The sequence below is a fragment of the Reichenbachiella sp. genome (assembly GCF_033344935.1).
In the GTDB taxonomy this organism is placed as follows: domain Bacteria; phylum Bacteroidota; class Bacteroidia; order Cytophagales; family Cyclobacteriaceae; genus Reichenbachiella.
Genome location: NZ_JAWPMM010000001.1, coordinates 1824318 through 1842107, shown reverse-complemented (window position 1 = coordinate 1842107; position 17790 = coordinate 1824318). Strand labels below are relative to the sequence as shown.

At 40.8% G+C, this 17790-nt stretch carries 17 protein-coding genes; 1 reads left to right on the top strand and 16 read right to left on the bottom strand.

Annotation, left to right across the window (positions count from 1 at the left end; genetic code table 11):
* Positions 1-87 precede the first annotated feature (87 nt).
* The 14 genes from R8N23_RS08000 to R8N23_RS07935 all read right to left on the bottom strand — a co-directional run bounded on the left by R8N23_RS08000 (position 88) and on the right by R8N23_RS07935 (position 13145).
* Entirely contained in the window at positions 88-453 is a 366-nt protein-coding gene (locus R8N23_RS08000) for a TfoX/Sxy family protein (RefSeq protein ID WP_318171061.1), read from the bottom strand.
* Positions 454-461: 8 nt separating this feature from the next.
* Positions 462-1034, bottom strand: coding sequence for an SRPBCC family protein (locus R8N23_RS07995; RefSeq protein WP_318171060.1), 573 nt, complete (start codon positions 1032-1034; stop codon positions 462-464).
* A 233-nt stretch (positions 1035-1267) separates the two neighbouring features.
* Entirely contained in the window at positions 1268-1729 is a 462-nt protein-coding gene (locus R8N23_RS07990; RefSeq protein WP_318171059.1) for a hypothetical protein, read from the bottom strand.
* Position 1730: 1 nt separating this feature from the next.
* Positions 1731-2693, bottom strand: a complete 963-nt coding sequence (locus R8N23_RS07985; protein WP_318171058.1) for an alpha/beta hydrolase — start codon at positions 2691-2693, stop codon at positions 1731-1733.
* 69 nt (positions 2694-2762) lie between these two features.
* Positions 2763-3461 carry a YafY family protein gene (locus R8N23_RS07980; protein ID WP_318171057.1) on the bottom strand — a complete coding sequence of 233 codons (699 nt, stop codon included), beginning with the start codon at positions 3459-3461 and terminating at the stop codon, positions 2763-2765.
* 168 nt (positions 3462-3629) lie between these two features.
* Positions 3630-5258, bottom strand: coding sequence for a PepSY-associated TM helix domain-containing protein (locus R8N23_RS07975; protein ID WP_318171056.1), 1629 nt, complete (start codon positions 5256-5258; stop codon positions 3630-3632).
* 4 nt (positions 5259-5262) lie between these two features.
* Positions 5263-5565 (bottom strand): hypothetical protein, encoded by a 303-nt coding sequence (locus R8N23_RS07970; RefSeq protein ID WP_318171055.1) that lies wholly within the window; start codon positions 5563-5565, stop codon positions 5263-5265.
* Complete coding sequence (locus R8N23_RS07965; RefSeq protein WP_318171054.1) at positions 5555-5893, bottom strand: hypothetical protein; 339 nt, start codon at positions 5891-5893, stop codon at positions 5555-5557. Before R8N23_RS07965 ends, R8N23_RS07970 begins: the two co-directional genes overlap by 11 nt.
* Positions 5894-6099: 206 nt before the next feature.
* Positions 6100-6813: a DUF4198 domain-containing protein gene (locus tag R8N23_RS07960; RefSeq protein WP_318171053.1), complete on the bottom strand. Its 714-nt coding sequence runs from the start codon at positions 6811-6813 to the stop codon at positions 6100-6102.
* A gap of 159 nt (positions 6814-6972) precedes the next feature.
* Positions 6973-8205, bottom strand: coding sequence for a DUF4374 domain-containing protein (locus R8N23_RS07955; protein ID WP_318171052.1), 1233 nt, complete (start codon positions 8203-8205; stop codon positions 6973-6975).
* A 13-nt stretch (positions 8206-8218) separates the two neighbouring features.
* A complete protein-coding gene (locus tag R8N23_RS07950; protein WP_318171051.1) occupies positions 8219-10570 on the bottom strand; it encodes a TonB-dependent receptor in 2352 nt (783 codons plus the stop codon).
* 178 nt (positions 10571-10748) lie between these two features.
* The gene (locus R8N23_RS07945; protein ID WP_318171050.1) at positions 10749-11156 is read right to left on the bottom strand and encodes a response regulator; all 408 of its coding nucleotides are present in this window, start codon (positions 11154-11156) and stop codon (positions 10749-10751) included.
* A gap of 7 nt (positions 11157-11163) precedes the next feature.
* On the bottom strand, positions 11164-12669 hold the full coding sequence (locus R8N23_RS07940) for a sensor histidine kinase (RefSeq protein ID WP_318171049.1): 1506 nt from the start codon (positions 12667-12669) through the stop codon (positions 11164-11166).
* Positions 12666-13145 (bottom strand): hypothetical protein, encoded by a 480-nt coding sequence (locus R8N23_RS07935; protein WP_318171048.1) that lies wholly within the window; start codon positions 13143-13145, stop codon positions 12666-12668. Before R8N23_RS07935 ends, R8N23_RS07940 begins: the two co-directional genes overlap by 4 nt.
* 420 nt (positions 13146-13565) lie before the next feature.
* On the opposite strand from R8N23_RS07935, the gene R8N23_RS07930 reads away from it, so the two are divergent.
* Positions 13566-14864, top strand: a complete 1299-nt coding sequence (locus tag R8N23_RS07930) for an MFS transporter (RefSeq protein WP_318171047.1) — start codon at positions 13566-13568, stop codon at positions 14862-14864.
* Positions 14865-15004: 140 nt separating this feature from the next.
* On the opposite strand, the gene R8N23_RS07925 is transcribed toward R8N23_RS07930, so the two are convergent.
* Together R8N23_RS07925 and R8N23_RS07920 are read right to left on the bottom strand one after the other, a co-directional pair.
* Entirely contained in the window at positions 15005-16198 is a 1194-nt protein-coding gene (locus R8N23_RS07925) for an IS4 family transposase (RefSeq protein ID WP_318171046.1), read from the bottom strand.
* Between the two features lie 120 nt (positions 16199-16318).
* Complete coding sequence (locus R8N23_RS07920) at positions 16319-17551, bottom strand: hypothetical protein (RefSeq protein WP_318171045.1); 1233 nt, start codon at positions 17549-17551, stop codon at positions 16319-16321.
* Between the last annotated feature and the right edge of the window lie 239 nt (positions 17552-17790).

Sequence of the window (17790 nt, the reverse complement as noted above, 5' to 3'; positions counted from 1 at the left end):
CTAATTATCTAAATCGAGATAAAACTAATCGTGTCAAAATAACATGAGGGGTTAAAAAGTTATTTCAATGGGGTACCTAGACCAAAACTATTTCTTTTTCGACTTATTCGCTTTGGCTAAAGGGTTGTAAGCCAAACACAAATCAATCCATCGCTCCAGGTCGGCATCAAAATCAAAACCCGCTGGCGTGATAAAGAGATAGCCTTTCATGGGCCTTCCGGTAAAATCCATCGGAAGACATTCCTCCTTTGATATATGTTCCTGATAGGCCTCCTCTCCCACTCGAGCCATCAGTAGACTATCTCCAAACTTTTTGTCGATATTGATGCCACACAGCATTTTATCATCTACAAAAAACACGAGCCCACCCATCATCTTTTTGCTAAAGAAATTAGCCGATTTGCACTTTAGGATATTGGTGATTCGCTCACCGAGGTATTCGTCGTATGCCATGCGTGCTTTTACATTTCTGAAATCTCCTCTACTTCATCCATTTCAGGTTCAGGAAAATAGTCGGTAGTATTTTCTTCGATCAATTTTTTCAAACTACTCAAGTTCTTTTCTTCTTGCTCTACCATAGCGGAGCGAAAGAAAGACACAAAGGATTGATTGACTAGCCCGTTTCCTTGCACCATCGACTTAGAGCGAATCATGGTCTTTCCTTCCTTTTCTTCAAAGGAGATCTCATAATCCATATTCATAAAATCCATAGTAAAAGTCATGGCCATACGCTGGTTGGGTTCTAAGGCGTTGATCGTTTCTTGCATCACCATTTCTTCGCCGTTTTCCTCCACATAGATATTGGATACGGCACCTACAGTACCTGGCTCGCCACTCACAGCCTCGCCTCTTTTATAACCTTCAATCCATTGAGCCAATTTCGATTCGTCAGACATCACGGCCCAGGCTTCATCAGCTGGTTTGTTTACAGTGGTTTCGCAGTCGTAAGATACCGAAGGAGTCAGCAGTCCTTTGCCAATAAATATTGCTACAAGGGCCAATACGGCATAGAGAAGGTACTTTAGATATTTCATAGTGCTTGGTTTTGTTGTTGGATAAATTTAGGGAATTATTGGTAATTGAAGTGAGTGGGTTGACGGTACAGTATAAAAGCAGTAGCGGGTTATAAGCGACTACTTTTCAGATGGTAATATACTTTATAAAGCACAAATATGGTTCAAGTTTACACCTAAACCGCTATTGCTTTTATACAGTGTTGTAAGCCGTTTTATTTTCACAATAACTTTAGACACCCTCTTTGTCTATATTACTTAGTTTGTTCAGGTGTAGACTTTCTGTATCGTACGATAAGAATTGTCATGGAACCAAGTATAAAGCCGGGAATAATTTGAACGAGAGCTCCATAAATAACATGATTTAGGAGTGTTTGCACCAAGTTATCAAAGTAGAGGCCGTAATGAGTTCCAATTTCCCATTTAGTATCAATCCACCAAGCAGTAACAACCGGAAGCCTTGAAACAGGTGAAAATATTATTAAATTGAATAGCAGCAGGAGGTATGCTTTCTTTTCGGTATACAGTTTAAGTCCCCAATAAATGGAAAAGGCTAAGGTTAACCAGAGCAATCCAATAATAAAAATAGCATATTCAGGTAGACCAGCTAGTTCAAGTAGAAAACGAACAGGTGTTAAAAATAGACTAATTACTATAGGGATCTTTGCAAGATGAAATGCTTGTTGAAATACTCCTTGTTTGTTGATTAATTCCATTTTAGACATTCTGTTGTTTCAACCATTTTAGAATTGCTTGAGTTGTTTCTTCTGGTTTTTCTTGTTGAATACAATGACCACAGTCTAGACTAATCACTTCTACATTAGGAACGAAATCTGTCAGGCTCTCGGACTTAGGAATCATATCCTGCTCACCATATATCATAAGTGTCGGATGTTGAATGGTTGGTTTTACATTTGCCAGTAAATGCCAATTTCGGTCAAGGTTTCTGTACCAATTAATAGCTCCTGTAAATCCTGATGTTTCGAAGGCAGAAATATAAATAGCCAGCTCACTTTCACTCATTATTGGTTCGCCAAGTGGTTTTTCCGCTCTTGCAAGATTAATCATTAACATTCCTGGCTCTGGCGGCGCAAGGGGTACGTTCTTTCTGAATAAATTTCGGAGAAAATTACTTTTGTTTTCATCAAGTATAGCATCTGCGACTCCTTGTTGGCGATTAAAGTGAACAAAATAATTATCTTCTCCGAAAATTTCCTCCATCCATTCAACCCAAGGTTTTTCTCCGCGCACTTGGTAAGGTAAAGCCAAGTTTATTATTTTGTTTACTCGCTTTGGATTCAATAATGCAAGGCTCCATACAACATTTGCCCCCCAATCATGACCAACAAAAGTGGCATTTTCGTAGCCATAGTAATCGAGTAGTGCAATTATGTCATCCGTTAAATGTACAATGTCGTACGCCGTTATTTCAGTTGGGCGAGATGAGTTACCATAACCACGCTGATTTGGAGCAATGACATGATAGCCAGCTTTAACAAGTTCGGGAATCTGAAAACGCCAAGAATACGCAGTCTCCGGAAAGCCGTGGCAGAGCACAATAGGTTTGCCTGTATTTTCAATACCTGCTTCAAATACTTCAAGTTCTAAGCCATTGAAGAAAATCATTTTTGGGTCAGGAAATCCAACTGATTGAAGTTCTGTGTAACTTACATTTTTCATTATTTTCAATGTTTAAATGAATTAATGATGCAAATGTAAAATCGACCTGTGACAGCCCTATGTCAAGGGTTAGTGAGAACTTTGATATTTGTCAAAATATTCTTGTAAGGTCATATTATGAGGTTCGAAATTTTCTGTTAGAATTTCTAATTTTTGAATTCTGTCTGGTCTAAAAAACCTAAACTCGTTACGCAAACGACAAAATGCAACTAAATACCAATTTTCAGAATTTAATATAGCAAATGGTTCTATTATTCTAATTGATGCAGAATTTTCTTTATTGATATATTCTATTTTAACAAGGTTGTAATTAGTTAATGCATTTTGTAAATCTGATAAATTACTACTATTCCTTTTTCGATTTATGTTTTCGTCATAACGTGTACGTTCAAGAAGTATATTAGCTTTATCTTTTGTTGTATATTTTAGAATTGATTTTATTTTATCTATTGCTTCCGAATAGTCCTTTACAAATGATGCATCCTTACTATTTAACACTAATTGTTCTGCAAGTATTAAAGCATTTGCTTGTTTTTCGGTAAACATTACAGGTGGGATTTTATATCCTTTCATTAACGTATAACCCTTCCCTTCTTCTGTTAATACAGGAACACCAGATTGTTCCAATGCTTTTATGTCTCTGTAGATAGTTCTTTTACTAATATCAAATTTATTTGCTAATTCCGAAGCCGTCACAATGCGTTTAGTCTGTAATTGAATTAAAATTTCTGTTAATCTTGATAGTCTATTTGTTTCGGAATAATCCATTATTCAATGCGGTTATTAGGTTTCCCAAAATGGCTTACAACATTTGTGTAAAGTGCACAATGCACTTAATCCACACTGCAACTATACCACCAATTTTGGATTTTTAGAAATAGCATCAAAGCATTGCGATGCCGAATTCATTACCTCCTATTTGGAATTATCAGACACTCAAACTGGCTCCTCTATCAACTCAAGCTCTTCTATTTCGAAATCAGCAGACTGGGTTACTTCCTCTTTCTCGTCTACCATAGTTTTATTAGGCTGCTTGTTTTTCACCTTCCGATACGCCCAAAAAGTAGCCACCGATAATACCAACCAGAAAACATCTACAAACAAGACTTGAAAATGACCGTCGCGTAAAGACTGCCAAATCCAGTCGCCGGAGATGATGCCATTGACGAAAGGAACCAAAAAGCCAATTACGCTACCAGAGAGTAAAGTCACTCGATTGATATAGTGGATGTCCTTTTTCCAAATCAGAAAGGCAGAAGCCACCAGCCACGTGATGAAGTAAAACTGGTAGAGGAAGGTCAGGCCACTGCCCATTGTTTTCACGGCAATAAAAGCAAGTGCCGTAACTGGATACATGCTCAAGCATATCGCCATATACACGCTAGCGACCCGCTCATTGAATTTGCGTCGCTTTTCAGGCACGTTCTTTTTGCGTCGAGCGACCAGCCAGATCATGATACCTGAGGCAATCACAAAACAGGAGATCAAACCAAGCAGAAAGGAGACCACTTTCAGCACATATCCGCCGTAGTCACCATAGTGAAGTCGATAAAGCGAATTTTTTACGCCATCGAGGTAGCTCGCAGGTACGAATGGGTTTTTCTCTTCTATAAGTTCACCCGTAGCCACTTTGTAGAGTCGCTTGCCGGGGCCAGTAAATTTTGAATTGCGTTTGGTTTCGCCTTCTACAGCTAAATGCATGTTGGCATCCCCGTAATTGAAAATGTGCAAGTGATTGATGTCGAATTCTGGCCAATCTTCGGCCGTCTGAGCCACCAGGTCTTTGACGCTAAAGCCGCCATGCAAAGGCTCGTACTGATAAGCGACCTCAGGCTCTCCGTACCCCAGATCTTCATATAGCGCCGCTTGGTCTCCATCATACAACGCGAAGACGCTTGGCGCAATGAGCAGCGCCTTGATCATAAAAAAAGCACCCGTAACCGCATAGACAAACTGAAAGGGCAAACCGATAGTACCCAACGCTGTATGGGCATCCGTCCAAATAGTTTTGAGCTTGACCCATGGCCGAAAAAGGTAAAAATTGGAAACAATCTTTTCCCAATGCACGAGGATACCCGTGATGATGGCAAAAAGGAAAAAGAAAGCAGTAAACCCTGAAAGGTAATAGCCTACCGGATTGGGGATTTGCGCAAAAAAATGCAATCGATACAAAAACTCTCCTAGAGAATAGGAGCTGGCATAATCGGCCGTCTCATACGTCTCGCTATCCATATAGAAAAAGTGGCGCTTTTTAGCGCCCTCGCTCGCCAGCGAATCTGCAGAAGCGGACAAGCTCACCCCAAAACTACGCTCTACATAGTGCTTGCCGATGGACACTTCCCTACCCTGCAGGTCGTATTTAGACTCCAGCGAATCAAATACCACATTGAAATCGGTCACGAGGTGCTCGGAAAATTCTACGGCATGATTCCGCTCCCAATTCACAATCTCATCCCTAAAAAAGGAGAAAGAACCTGCAAAGAAGATCACATAAAGTAATACACTGATGACGATGCCACTGACCGTGTGCAGATGAAATAGGACGTTGTAAATTCTTTTGCTCATCGGATTAAATCGTTTCGGGTAAATACATTTTGCCTACATAAACCACTCCCATAAAAAAAGCCGTGAGTAGTAAATAAATTCCCCAGGTTTTCCAGCCATTTCTACCCAAAAAGGCAACCACCATGAGTGCCGCCCAAAGGATAAAACCAGTAAAAGTCGCGGTAATCAGCACCGTCGCTCGATCGAGCCAAAGCGCCAGTACCAGGTGCAGAGACATAGTAACCAAATAGCCCCCAATGATGGCGGCTGATATTTTAGCGATGCGCTGATGCAAGGATTTGGTCAGGTGTTTTTTATTAGCCGGCATATCGGATTAATTCAATTAAAAAAGAAACCGCCAGCAAACCGACTACAAACTTGTAGTTCAAAATATTGAGCGGAGTCAATAGCACGATCAGACTTCCAACTGTCATGAGCTGGATAAAGAAAAAAAGCAGCCCAGCTCCCAATCCCCATATTTGCACGGCTAGCAAAGCAGCCATTAGAAATAATGCTACCCCAGTTCCCTTGGAGTTGATCTCTTGCCTTCGCACCCATAAGATGATAGGCCAATCAAAATTTAATTCTATTCTTTTTGAGCCTAGATAGAGAGCGAAAAAGCCTATAAAAACCAGTAGTACGGATAGCGTAATCATATTCAAAAACATTTTAATATTAATAAATCAGCCCCCTACGAGTGACTCTGGGTGATTTTTCTCATTATCTACTTTTTTATTTCGTCATCGCGATCCCCAGCGGTCTACTACTGCCTACATTGAGTGCAGTGCTAGACGAAGGAGATTGCCACGTCGGACATTCAACTTCCGTTGAATTGTCTTCCTCGCAATGACGAGAATAGTATTTAGTTGGTGATGCAAGTGGTGGCACAGTGCCAGATGAATTCGTAGTCCTCACCTCTAAACTGGCCCGGCACTTCTTCTTTGATCGTGGTCTCCACGATATACTTGCTATTCCATGGCAATCGGAAAGTTACCTTTCCCTGCTCATCCGTTTCCAAGGTCTTGGACCATTGATCGGCAACGAAAACCTTTACTTCATTTTCAAGAAGCGGCTCTCCTTTGTAAGTCACCAAAAGCTCGATGCCACTTTCTGATTTCAATTGCTGAATGGCGATTCCCTCTGCATTCTGCGCAGCCGTGTTTGCTTCATCGTCCCCTACTTGCACTTTGGCGATCGAATTGTAATGCGTGCGGAAGATGCCGAAATCGTATTTCGTATAGTCGATCACATCGATTTGGTAATTGTCTAGCACCACGGTGTAAGTACCTTTCTTCTTAGGTGTGAAACTGGCGGCATAATGATCCGTCTGAGCCGTGACTTCAAGTGCTGTTCTATTACCCTTTGGGTCAATGACATACAGGGTAAAATCCTTCACAGCATTGAAGCCGTCTCCTCCTACTTGTTCGATTACACCGTAAGTGTATTCTCCGAAATGGACTTTGATTGTTTGCTCCTTGTTGAGTTCTCCCGTGCTACTGGTTTCTACCCAGAGGTAGTGAGCGAAACTTGGCATGGCCGCCAAAGCGAATAGGAATGTTACTATTGATTTTTTCATGTTTGGTAAAATGATTGAAACAATCACTTCAAATGTCTAATAACCTGTCAGGCTGAGGTCCTCGAAGCCTTGCTGCTAGAAGCAAACGGACATTTCGACGTGGCTCAATGTGACAGTACTGGTGAGTACATTGACATTTGAAGCGATTGCAATTCGTTATTACAATGCCGCGAACCCCTTCGTCCAATTGCCATCTACTTTGGCGCCTTTTGTAGCGGTAGCAGTAGATGGATCGATTTGATAGATGTAAGCCTCCGTCTCAGTAGAGATGTTTACATACACCATTCCATCGTGGTAGAGATTGGCCATTCCCCATTCACCACCGTGTGCCGGGATATCCAATTTGGTGACCGTTTGCGCTTCTAGATCGACCACTGCCATTTCGCATATCGCCAAGTCGCTAGCGATGTTCGGACCGTAAGTCGCCCACAAATAGTCGCTGTTGGTATCGTCTTCCTTAGCCATTCTCACTACCGCTTTGTTACCACCGGCATACACCACGTTGTTCAGTTTGTATCCTCCACTCTCCTCTTCGAAATTGAAGAAGTAATCCTCATCGAATTCGGTAGTACCACTATTGATTCTCAAAAAACCAGATGGGTTATCAGGCGTAGGTGCAAACCCACTGGCCAATGCTGATGTAGAATAAGTATAAAGGTCGCCTCTATCCGTTTTCAGGATACTATTCTCACCAGAGTACAAGCCGATGTCCGTCGTACGATCATCGGTAATGATTTTTTCAAATTCCAATTCTGGGTAAGAGTAGATCGCCACTCTAGCTTGATTCGAATTTGGTGTGGAGAATGCGGGTGCATCTTCCAACTCTCCGGCTCCCATTAGGTAGTAAGCCACATACATTTTGTCATTATCTACCACGATTCCCGTAGGCCAAGCCACCAAACCTTCATCTTGTCTTTCGTCGATTTTAGTGCTGAATCGGCTAGCGATAGACATATCGTCCAGATTGATTGTGTAAAACACGCGATCCTCATAGCCCGCTCTCGTTACGCCCACAGCCATTGCTGTATTTTCGTCGATTTCTACGATGCCATAGATACCCAATTCAGTTACCAATGAACCAAGGCTGATTAGCTCTTCTCCTATCAAACGATAGCCTGTCATAACATTGTCGGCATTGTATCCTGTAGTCACCAACGTCTCGCCGATTTGGTAATACGACATCCATGCCGGCTGTTCGATGCCATTGCCTACAGGTGAAATGGTTCCTGAGGTGATGGTATCTACAGACACCAATATATCTGTACCCGTAGCCGCCTCGATTCCCAATACAAATTGTGCGCTTTCCGCCACGTCATTGTCATCCGAACAAGATGTCATGGTCATAATGGCCAAAGACAGGACTGCTGCTATATTTAAAAATTGCTTCTTCATTTTTATATTCTAATTAATTTTTACTTATGAAATACCTCAGTTTGAGATTGAAAGATCTTCCGGGGTTTTGTTGGTTGAAATTGTCGTACACCTTGGCGTCCAGCACATTGGCTACCAAAAACGACACATTGTAGGTGCCTTCTTTTAGACTATAAGTGAGTTGTAGGTCGTTGGTGAATCGGGTGGGAATGCTTGACTTGCCACTGGCCGCCAAACTGGGCCATTTCAGATAAAATTCGTGGACGTAACGATTGATGTTGGTCAACGTCAGCTCATTGGCTAAGCCTAACCAATCACTCATGCGATAGGTGATAATCAGATTACCAAACAGATAAGGTTCATTGGGTAGGCGGTCCTGATAGACTGAAGAAGTCTCGTCGTTGTTTCTCAAATCCAGGTAAGTACCACCCAGTCCCACATTCCAATTTTGATCCAATTGAAAGTTCATTGACAAGTCTAACCCTGCTGCAAAAACCTTTGGGTCGTTGACATAGGTGCTGCGATTCATGCGTGGCTCAAAGCGAATGTAGTCTCTGGAATCTCGCACAAAAACATTAGCTTCGACGACATAACCATTGTAGGCTGATTGCTTGTTTAGTCTTACCCCCAGGTTGTAATTGTAGCTGGTCTCTGGCTCTAGTGTTGGATTGGGTATTACATTCAGGCCATCACCATACATCTCGGTAGATTCTGGAAAACGATAGGCCTTTTCGAATGACGCCTTGAACTGTAAGCTTTCTTTCAGAAAGAAAGTAGAAGCCATTCCATAACCCATTCGCGTGTTTTGCGTCTCGAAGTAGTTGTCTTCATCGCCATTATAACTCGAGTTATTTGATTTCAAATTGTACTGATACCTCTTGGTAAACAAGGTGGTTTTCAAACGATCCTCAAAGGCAACGTTGGTATAAGCCAGCCCTACCACCTGTTTGGTAACTGTGTTTGGTGTACTGTATTGTGTATTGTTTTGAGGCTGATAGTCATCGTGCCCTTGTAGTTCTAAGCTATTGAGCGAATAGCTGGCTGATACGCTATGCTCATCGGCTAACTGATATTCTGCATTTACATTGGCTAAATAATTTTCTCTATTCAGGAAAAAGTGAGTCTTTCGGCCCAGCTCACCGGTGGTTGGGTGTACATCGGCTTCGTAGTTTCCAAACCAATCGTATCTGTTGGGGCTGATGTCTTTATATTCTTCATTAGATTTTAAATAAACCCCATATCCACGAACATTCAGGTTTTTCACCAATAGGTTCTTTTTGCGATAAGACAGGTTGAATATGTTGATATCCGAAGCGGCGAAGGCCTCACCAACAGGGAAAGACGAGACACCGGTGGCATACGGATTTTGTTGTATCTCCTTAAAATTGTCAGAAACGACCGTACCAATCATGAGTTCATCAGCATAAGGCTTGTTCATAATACCAGCCTCGATCCAGGCCATTTTAGAGGTATAAGCATCATGAAATCTTCTAATCTCAGTGGTCTCCTCGTCCAGCTTGCCCGACTCCACATCGAGTAAATTGATGTCTATAGGATAGTCATTGTCTGAATGATTATAATAAGACTTGACACGTAAAGTCAACCCGGTATTGGCATGGTGCCACTGGGCATTGACAGCACCTGTGTGAGTATTGAATGATCCAAAAGAATAGGAAGCATCCAGATAATTGATCGGTCTGGTGTCGGTCACAATATTGATCGAGCCGCCCAAGGCATCTGACGAAAGGTGAATCGGCACAGCACCTTTATATATCTCAATTGTGCTGATCAGGTTCGCTGGGAAATTATTGAGGCTCAGAGACGACCCAAAGTAATCCATTGGTATGCCGTTGATAAAAGTTCGGACTCGGTTACCTGATAGGCCATTTAGCGAAAGATTGAAACTAGACCCCATGCCTCCGCTTTGGCGGATATTAATACCCGAAACGCGATTCAGGATTTGATTGACGTCGGCACTTACATTTTTGAATGCTTTGGCTTCTACTACGGCAACAGCATAAGCCTGCTCTCTCACCACAGTAGCTTCAGACTTACCGAAAATTGTCACCTCCTGAAGGCTGGTGGCATCGGCCTTCATGACCACTTGGAGCTGGGTGGTCTGTCCTTCAGTCACCGTTACCGTCAGCACTTGTGTCAAAAGTCCAAGTGAAGATATTTTGATTTGATGTGTGCCGGGCTGGAGATTATTTAGATGAAACTTGCCATTGATATCGGTAATACCACCCTTGGTCGTATTTACAATTTGGACCGTGCTGCCTGGAATGACTTCACCCCCCTCGTCTACCACCGTACCGCTAATTGATTGCGTCATAGCCACACCAGCCATCAATTGAAAACCCACCAAAAAGAACAGTACTCTTCGCATTTCTATTATTTAGAATCATTATAAATAGAATGCAAATGTACGGTTAGCAATAGCAGAGGCGCAATCGCTATTGTTAGTGAAATAGGTAATTAAATACTCGCCAACGATAGTGAGTAGGCATAAAAATAGTCACTACTTCTAGTGACTAAGACTAACTACATTAGAAAATTTATCAGGTTTAGTCTAAAAAATATCGATCGAGCACATCTATGAACGCTTCCTTTGTCAAGGGTTTTCTCATAAACGATTTAATATCCTTTATTCCATGTGCTTTCGCTTCATCATCAGGATTCAAAGAGGTAGTTAGCATCATTATAATGACTTTACCCTTTTGCGACTCATCCAGGTTTTTATATTTTACTAAAAACTCCCATCCATTCATGCCAGGCATGTTAATATCCAAGAGAATCAAATCCGGCTGAGGAAATTGTCCATCGACTTGAGAACCTAAATAATCCAACGCCTCTCTTCCGCTTTGTACCGCTACAATAGACTCGGTACAATTCAGCTGAGAAATGATCATTTCATTGAGGAAGTTGGTAGGTTCATCATCGTCTATGAGCAGTATGCAGTTCAGTTTTTTCATGGTTAGTTTATTTAGGTATAGAAAAATAAAAAGAGCTTCCCTTGTCAGGTTCAGATTCAACCCAAATTTGCCCTCCGTGTAGTTCAACAATTTTACGACAATGGGCCAATCCTATGCCGGTACCTTCATATTTGTCTTTGTTGTGTAAACGTTGAAAAATTTCAAAGATTCGATCTCTATGCTCGTCTGCAATTCCTATTCCATTGTCTTCAACACAAAATACAACTTCTCCCCTTTTTTTCTTTGCCTTTACGTTAATAACCGGAGCCTCATTAGGCTTGCTAAATTTCATTGCATTTGAAATAAGGTTTTGTAACAGCAATCGCAGTTCGATTGGATGGCCTTTGACAACAGGTAAATCGTCAACTTCAAGTTTGGTATTTGATTCCTTCAACCCAGTAGCCAAATCTTTCTTGAGATCAAGCAATAGATCATTACAATTAATATTTTCCTTTGAATCGCTTTTACCCAATCGTCCATAGTCGAGTAATCCTTTTATTAATTGGCTCATTCTTCCAGTTGCATCTAAAATAAACCGTAGGCTCTTCTTCCCTGTTTCGTCAAACTGATCTTTATAATTCGTCATCAGCATTTCTGAAAAGCTTGTAATTGTACGCAATGGTTCTTGCAAATCATGCGAAGCTACATAAGTAAACTGCTCCAATTCTTTGTTCTTGTTTTGCAACTGCTGACTAAAAAGCTCCATAGATTCTTCAGCATTTTTCCGAAAACTAATGTCGCGAATAGCAGCACAAACTAAGTCCCCGTCGTCTGTCTCCAGCGGACTAAGCGAAACTTCCATAGGAAATTCTTCTCCCGACCTTTTTGTACCGATAAGCTCGACTGCTCTGCCCTGCTGCTCAATATCTGGAATATCAAAAAAACCACTCCTATGACCTTTGTAAAGTCTCCGATACCGCTCTGGTATCAATTGCTCCACGCTAGTTCCCACAATTTCGTCCTTCTCGTACTCAAACAAGTTTGTGATTTGCTGATTAATTAATTGAACTGTGCCATTTCGCTCGGCAATTACCATCGCATCGGGCGCACTTTCTAATAAAGACTTGTATCTCTCTTTACTTATTTCAAGAAGGCGCTGCTTTTCTCTCAGTTCCTTAGTCCTTTCCATCACTCGTTGTTCCAGTTGATCACGCGCTTCTTCTAGGCTTCTAAAACCATTTTTTGCCATCATGACCAGCGCCGTGCAAACCCATATTACAATCACCGATATAACACGGTTCATTCCAAAAATTTCATTTCCAACTGCCCTTGATTGAGAAAGAATCAAGCCTAAAACAATGAGTACAGTACATATCAAACCCGCATAAACAGGAGTCAACCGACCTGGCAACAACCAGCTATAAAATATCACGATGCAATACATGGCACCTACTGCGACCCCTAAAGGAACAAATACATCGGCGATAAATATCATCGATGTAATAAATAGAGCAAAAAAGGTCAATACAATGATTTGAATCCAATCTTGGAGATTTACTCTGTTACTTTTCACTTGCTAGACTTTAACTCTGACAATTCCTTTTCTAATGCTTTAATCTTAGACTTATACTCTTCGATTTCGTTGGGCTGATTATTCTCAGAGTTTAGAGAGGTGATTTGCAAAAGTTTAGGCAAGTCTCTTATAAGTGCAAACACAGTTACGAAACTCACAACGGCTGTAAAAAATCGAACCAAGGCACTCAGCCTGTAGGCTGGCCACCAGAACATAAGAGCATCCAAAATATGTGTAGCTCCACAAAAAATAATAAAGGCACCAAACAGCCAAAACACTGGCAAAAATGGAATATCTGGCCTTCGTTGAATGAAGTACATGATAATGACTGGTATGATAAAATAAGCCAACCATATCGCAAAGTCACTGGTGATATAGAGCCATCCGTGAAAACTGGACCACTCTCCACAAATCCAACGCGGCGGCCAATTAGAGGTCTCAAAAAGCTTCTGCAAAAACGTGTTCAAATGACTCATAGCAATAATGGTAATGGTTGTGAAAAACAAATAGAGATTTACTAGGTAAATACTCTTCAATATTCAATTTCCTACTCTTGCTGATTGAGTTTTTAAACAATGCCTAAGATAATTTACTCGATTTGACCTAAAGATCAAAAGGCCATGTTTCTAATTGAGTCTCTATACACTACTCTTTCCTAGACCATCCCCTTTTATACAATCTGTGTTTTCGCAGGTTCATTTTTGCGATAAATCATTTCAGGCCTTGTTAAGAGTCATTTTAAGCTGAAACTAAGTAGTCTACTTTTGTAAGTATAAATACGTAATTAATAAAACAGAACTACGTAAAGCCAAATCAAACACAAAAAGACTATGTACGCGAGCTCTACTCTTGAAAAAGCCACTAGAATCAACTTATTCGACTTTAAATCGCTTCAAATGCGAACCTTTCACCTGAGCTGGATGGCTTTCTTCCTCTGCTTCTTTGGCTGGTTTGCTCATGCGCCGCTTATGAATTCCACTATCGGTCCTGATATGGACTTGACTAAAGCACAAAAGATCACCGCCTTCATTGCTTCTGTCGGTGTGACCATCTTTGCACGACTGCTTATCGGTAACCTCTGTGATAAAATTGGACCAAGAAAAAGCTATACCTATCTTTTGATCTTTGGTGCCATCGTGGTAGCGGGCTCATCCTTTGCCTACAATTGGGAGACGTACCTGATCTCTAGAATGGCTATCGGAGTGATCGGTGCTTCTTTTGTAATCACTCAATATCATACCACCAAAATGTTTGCACCTAACGTTGTGGGTATCGCCAATGCTACCACCGCAGGCTGGGGAAACCTCGGTGGCGGGGTAACTCAAGCACTTATGCCATTGATTGCATCAGGCATGTTGGCTTTAGGCTTTGCCGAATCAGAATTGTCAAAATGGAGACCGGCCATGTTTGTACCAGCAGTGATCATGCTTGGCGTAGCTTTCCTATACTGGAAGTATACCAAGGATACACCTAAAGGAAACTTCGATGAAGCGCCTGAAGAAAAGCCAAAAGCAGAAAAAGGTGAATCAGGCTTGTTTATGTCTGCTGTGAAAGATCGAAGAGTATGGATTTTATTTGCCATCTATGGCGCCTGTTTTGGACTAGAGCTTTTCGTGAATGGCCGTGCGGCTACTTACTATCAAACCAAATTCGAATTGAATGAAACAACGGCTGGACTCATTGCAGCACTTTTCGGACTAATGAATCTTTTTGCCCGGTCGATGGGCGGTTATCTAGGTGATCGTTTTTCTAAAACCGGTGGACTCAGTGGCCGAGTGAAGTGGTTGGTCATGGTATTGTTTGCAGAAGGATTTGCCCTAATGCTTTTCTCTAGAATGGATATGCTCGGCCTTGCGATCATCACGATGATTATCTTTTCACTATTCGTTCAAATGGCTGAAGGTGCTACCTATTCTGTTGTGCCATTCATCAATAAAAAATCTTTGGGTGCCGTAGCTGGTATCGTAGGCGCAGGTGGTAATGTAGGAGCCGTCATGTATGCGCAATTCTTGCTTCGAAGTGGAGCCACACTAGAAAACAGCTTCTTGTATTTCGGTATCGCCGTGGTGGCTATCAGCTTGCTGGGACTGGGCATTAAGTTCTCTGATGCAGATGAAGCCGCCGCCGTGGAAGAACAAAAGAAATTAGAAGCTATCGAGCTAAAGCTTAAAACCAGCGAGAAGCTAGCCGCTTAAGACTTTTTGGGTTTAATGTTGTAAAGTCCTGTTCTGATATTTTTTCGGAATGGGACTTTTTTTAGTAAAGAGGTTACTTGAAGTCAATCTTGTCCAAGTTGTTTTAAATATGTTGTGATACAAGCTGTAGCCTGCAATTTTCAGCCACTTTCTTGAGGTATCTCCCTTATAAAATTGAACGATAGCTGATGACTAGTGTCTCGATTAGTAAACCCTTCTGGTATGAAGGGCTGATTGAGCCATTTGAACAAGTCTATTTTAGATAGGATTGCGATTCTGATAAAGCTGATCAGATTAGCTAGTGACCAGTTATATTTTGCCTTGATTTTAAGGTATTTCAGGATCAGCATGGCCAGCATTGCGGTCCATAGCTGGATCAACACTGCATTTGGGCTTGTGCCAATAAAGGTTTTGACTTTCAGATGAGTTTTGATATCTCGAAAGAATATTTCTATTGACCATCTCTGTTTATAAAGCTCAGAGATGGTTTGTGCTGTCCAAGTCTTTTGATTGGTTAAGAGTCTGATAATTTTCTGATTCACCTCATCCCAGATCTCTACAAGGCGCAGTGGCCTTTGATACACTTTTCTTGAATTTGGGCTCAAATTTATCTTGGCGTCTTTCATAATTGGCATTTTTGTTTTGCTACAACTAGCAATTGTTTCCAAAGACACATCGTCTCTACAGCGGACTACAAAATTCAGTCCCTGCTCATGCCAGTGTTGCAGGAGTTTAAAGTCAAGAAAACCCCTGTCTGCCACTACTACACTGCCTTTGGGCATGCTAAATTGCCTGGCAGCAGGAGCTTCATGCTTTCTTCCATCAGTGAAATACATATATTGAGGCAGGCAGTTGTCGTAATCCAAGAGCATGTGCAATTTCATCGCACCCTTACATTGTCTGTAATGTGCCCAGTCAAATACTTTAAGGCAGACACCTATCAAACTGGCATCTAACATAAATATCTTCGCCTTTATCCTGCTTAACTTCCTGCGGTCTTTACGATTACCCTGTTCAAACAGCCTTTCCTTACATTTGAGATAAAAATCTCTGAATAGCTCCCAACTACGATGTGTATTTTGATAGCTCAAAGTAGATCGTTTTACTAGGTGACTGATGCCCAGGTGATTTAAATTTCCTTGTGCCGACATTAGTCCATTGCAAATATCACGAAGCCCTTCACACTTGGTAAATTGACAAAATACCATTGCAATTAGCTGATGCCAGCTATCCAGACCTTTGCTATGCTTATTGGAATTATGCTGTCCAACTAATTTATCGAAATCTTCTCGTGGAAGTAGCCCAACTATTTGAGCAAAAAGTGTCATATTCATATCGGCAATTGATTTTATTTATCGCTAAATAAATCTAACCCACTTCGGTGGGTTTGCCACTTTTTCTGAAAATCCGTCTTGGACAGGATTGACTTCAAGTAACCTCTTTACTCTACCAGTCTATTTTGTATAATTCACTTTCTGCCGCCTATCTAATGGAGAAATTAATAAAATATCATATCCGCTCAATACGGACTTTATTGATTGATAATTTTCCTCTTCCAATATGTCAAGCTCTCCCATTAATAGTTTTTTATTCAAAGCTTTCAAGTCAATTAACCTCCACTCTTCCAAATCACCAAATCTCAAAAAAGTATCAAATTCTTTGATGTGATCTACTTCATCGTAGTGTCTATTCATCACATACAAATTAGTACTAACTGTTCCGTTCAATGTCGCCAATTCATTAGTCAATGCCCCAATATCATATTGCCCTAGCGAACGCATATTTTTTGCAGCATGAAGTGCCCCAAACTTTAAAAAATATTTAGACCCTGGTAATCTATGCTCCCTTTCTTTGTATTGACTCAAAAACAAATTTCTCATGTAGGCTATTCTCCTTTTGTGAGAGCCTCTTCTGACGGTATAAATATCCCAACTAGTGTATAGGTCTTGTATTATTTTTTGAGCTAAAGTGTCTTCTTTGGAAAAATAACTTATGAACTCATTGAATTTCTTGTTCTTTTTAATTTCGTCAAAAACTTCAATCTCCTTTTTCATATCTTTATCTAAAAGGTGAACAACTGAAATTCTCGCTTCTTCCCAATTTTGCCTGATTTTATTATAATCAGAACTATTTTTCATTAAAGAAACTAATTCATCCCCCAGAAAGAGAATAGCATTATAGTATTCTTGGTCACAGCCCCAAATTTCAAAATCAGCTTCTGAAAAAGCACTTAAGAATTGAGCATCTTCAACTCCATCAAAAAATGGGATAGGTGTATCACCTTGTAAAGGGTGAAAGTATTTCGTATTGAACTGATACAAAGAAGCCTTTGTCTGTTCGAAAGGGGTTGATAATTCAACCAATTTATTTGCTGAATTTGGTCCTACTTCAAAAGCAACAACAGAGTATCCTTTGTCCTTGAGGTGTGGTACCAATGATTTTGTCAATTTTGAAATTTGACTTGAATAGTGATATTCGCCAAGTACTAGAAATTGAGAGTTTTCAATTTGTTGAATTAGAATATCCGCTCCCCTACCTGATATTTCAGAATTAATGATTTGAAAAGAATAAACAAATTGGCTTATAAATGCACTATCTAAGTGTTCAACTCTTTTGTTGATTTGCTGTGCTTGCAAATTGAAGAAAATGCACAAGACACAGAGAACCGAAATGGCTTTTGTATTCATAGATTAGGTTTTGTTAAAACTCAAGTATAATGGAATCTAATTCAAATCCCACTTATTTCATATGCACTAACTAGCACGGAATGCAATTTTGAGCGGAAGTAATTAAGGACGGTAAAACCGGATGCTCCTACTTTTCTGCAAACTCCTCTCCGATTCATCCACCCAATTCCACAATTCATCTACCTTATCCCCCGGTTTACCTATTTGCAGTTCGATTTTCTTATTGCAATCCTGAGTTT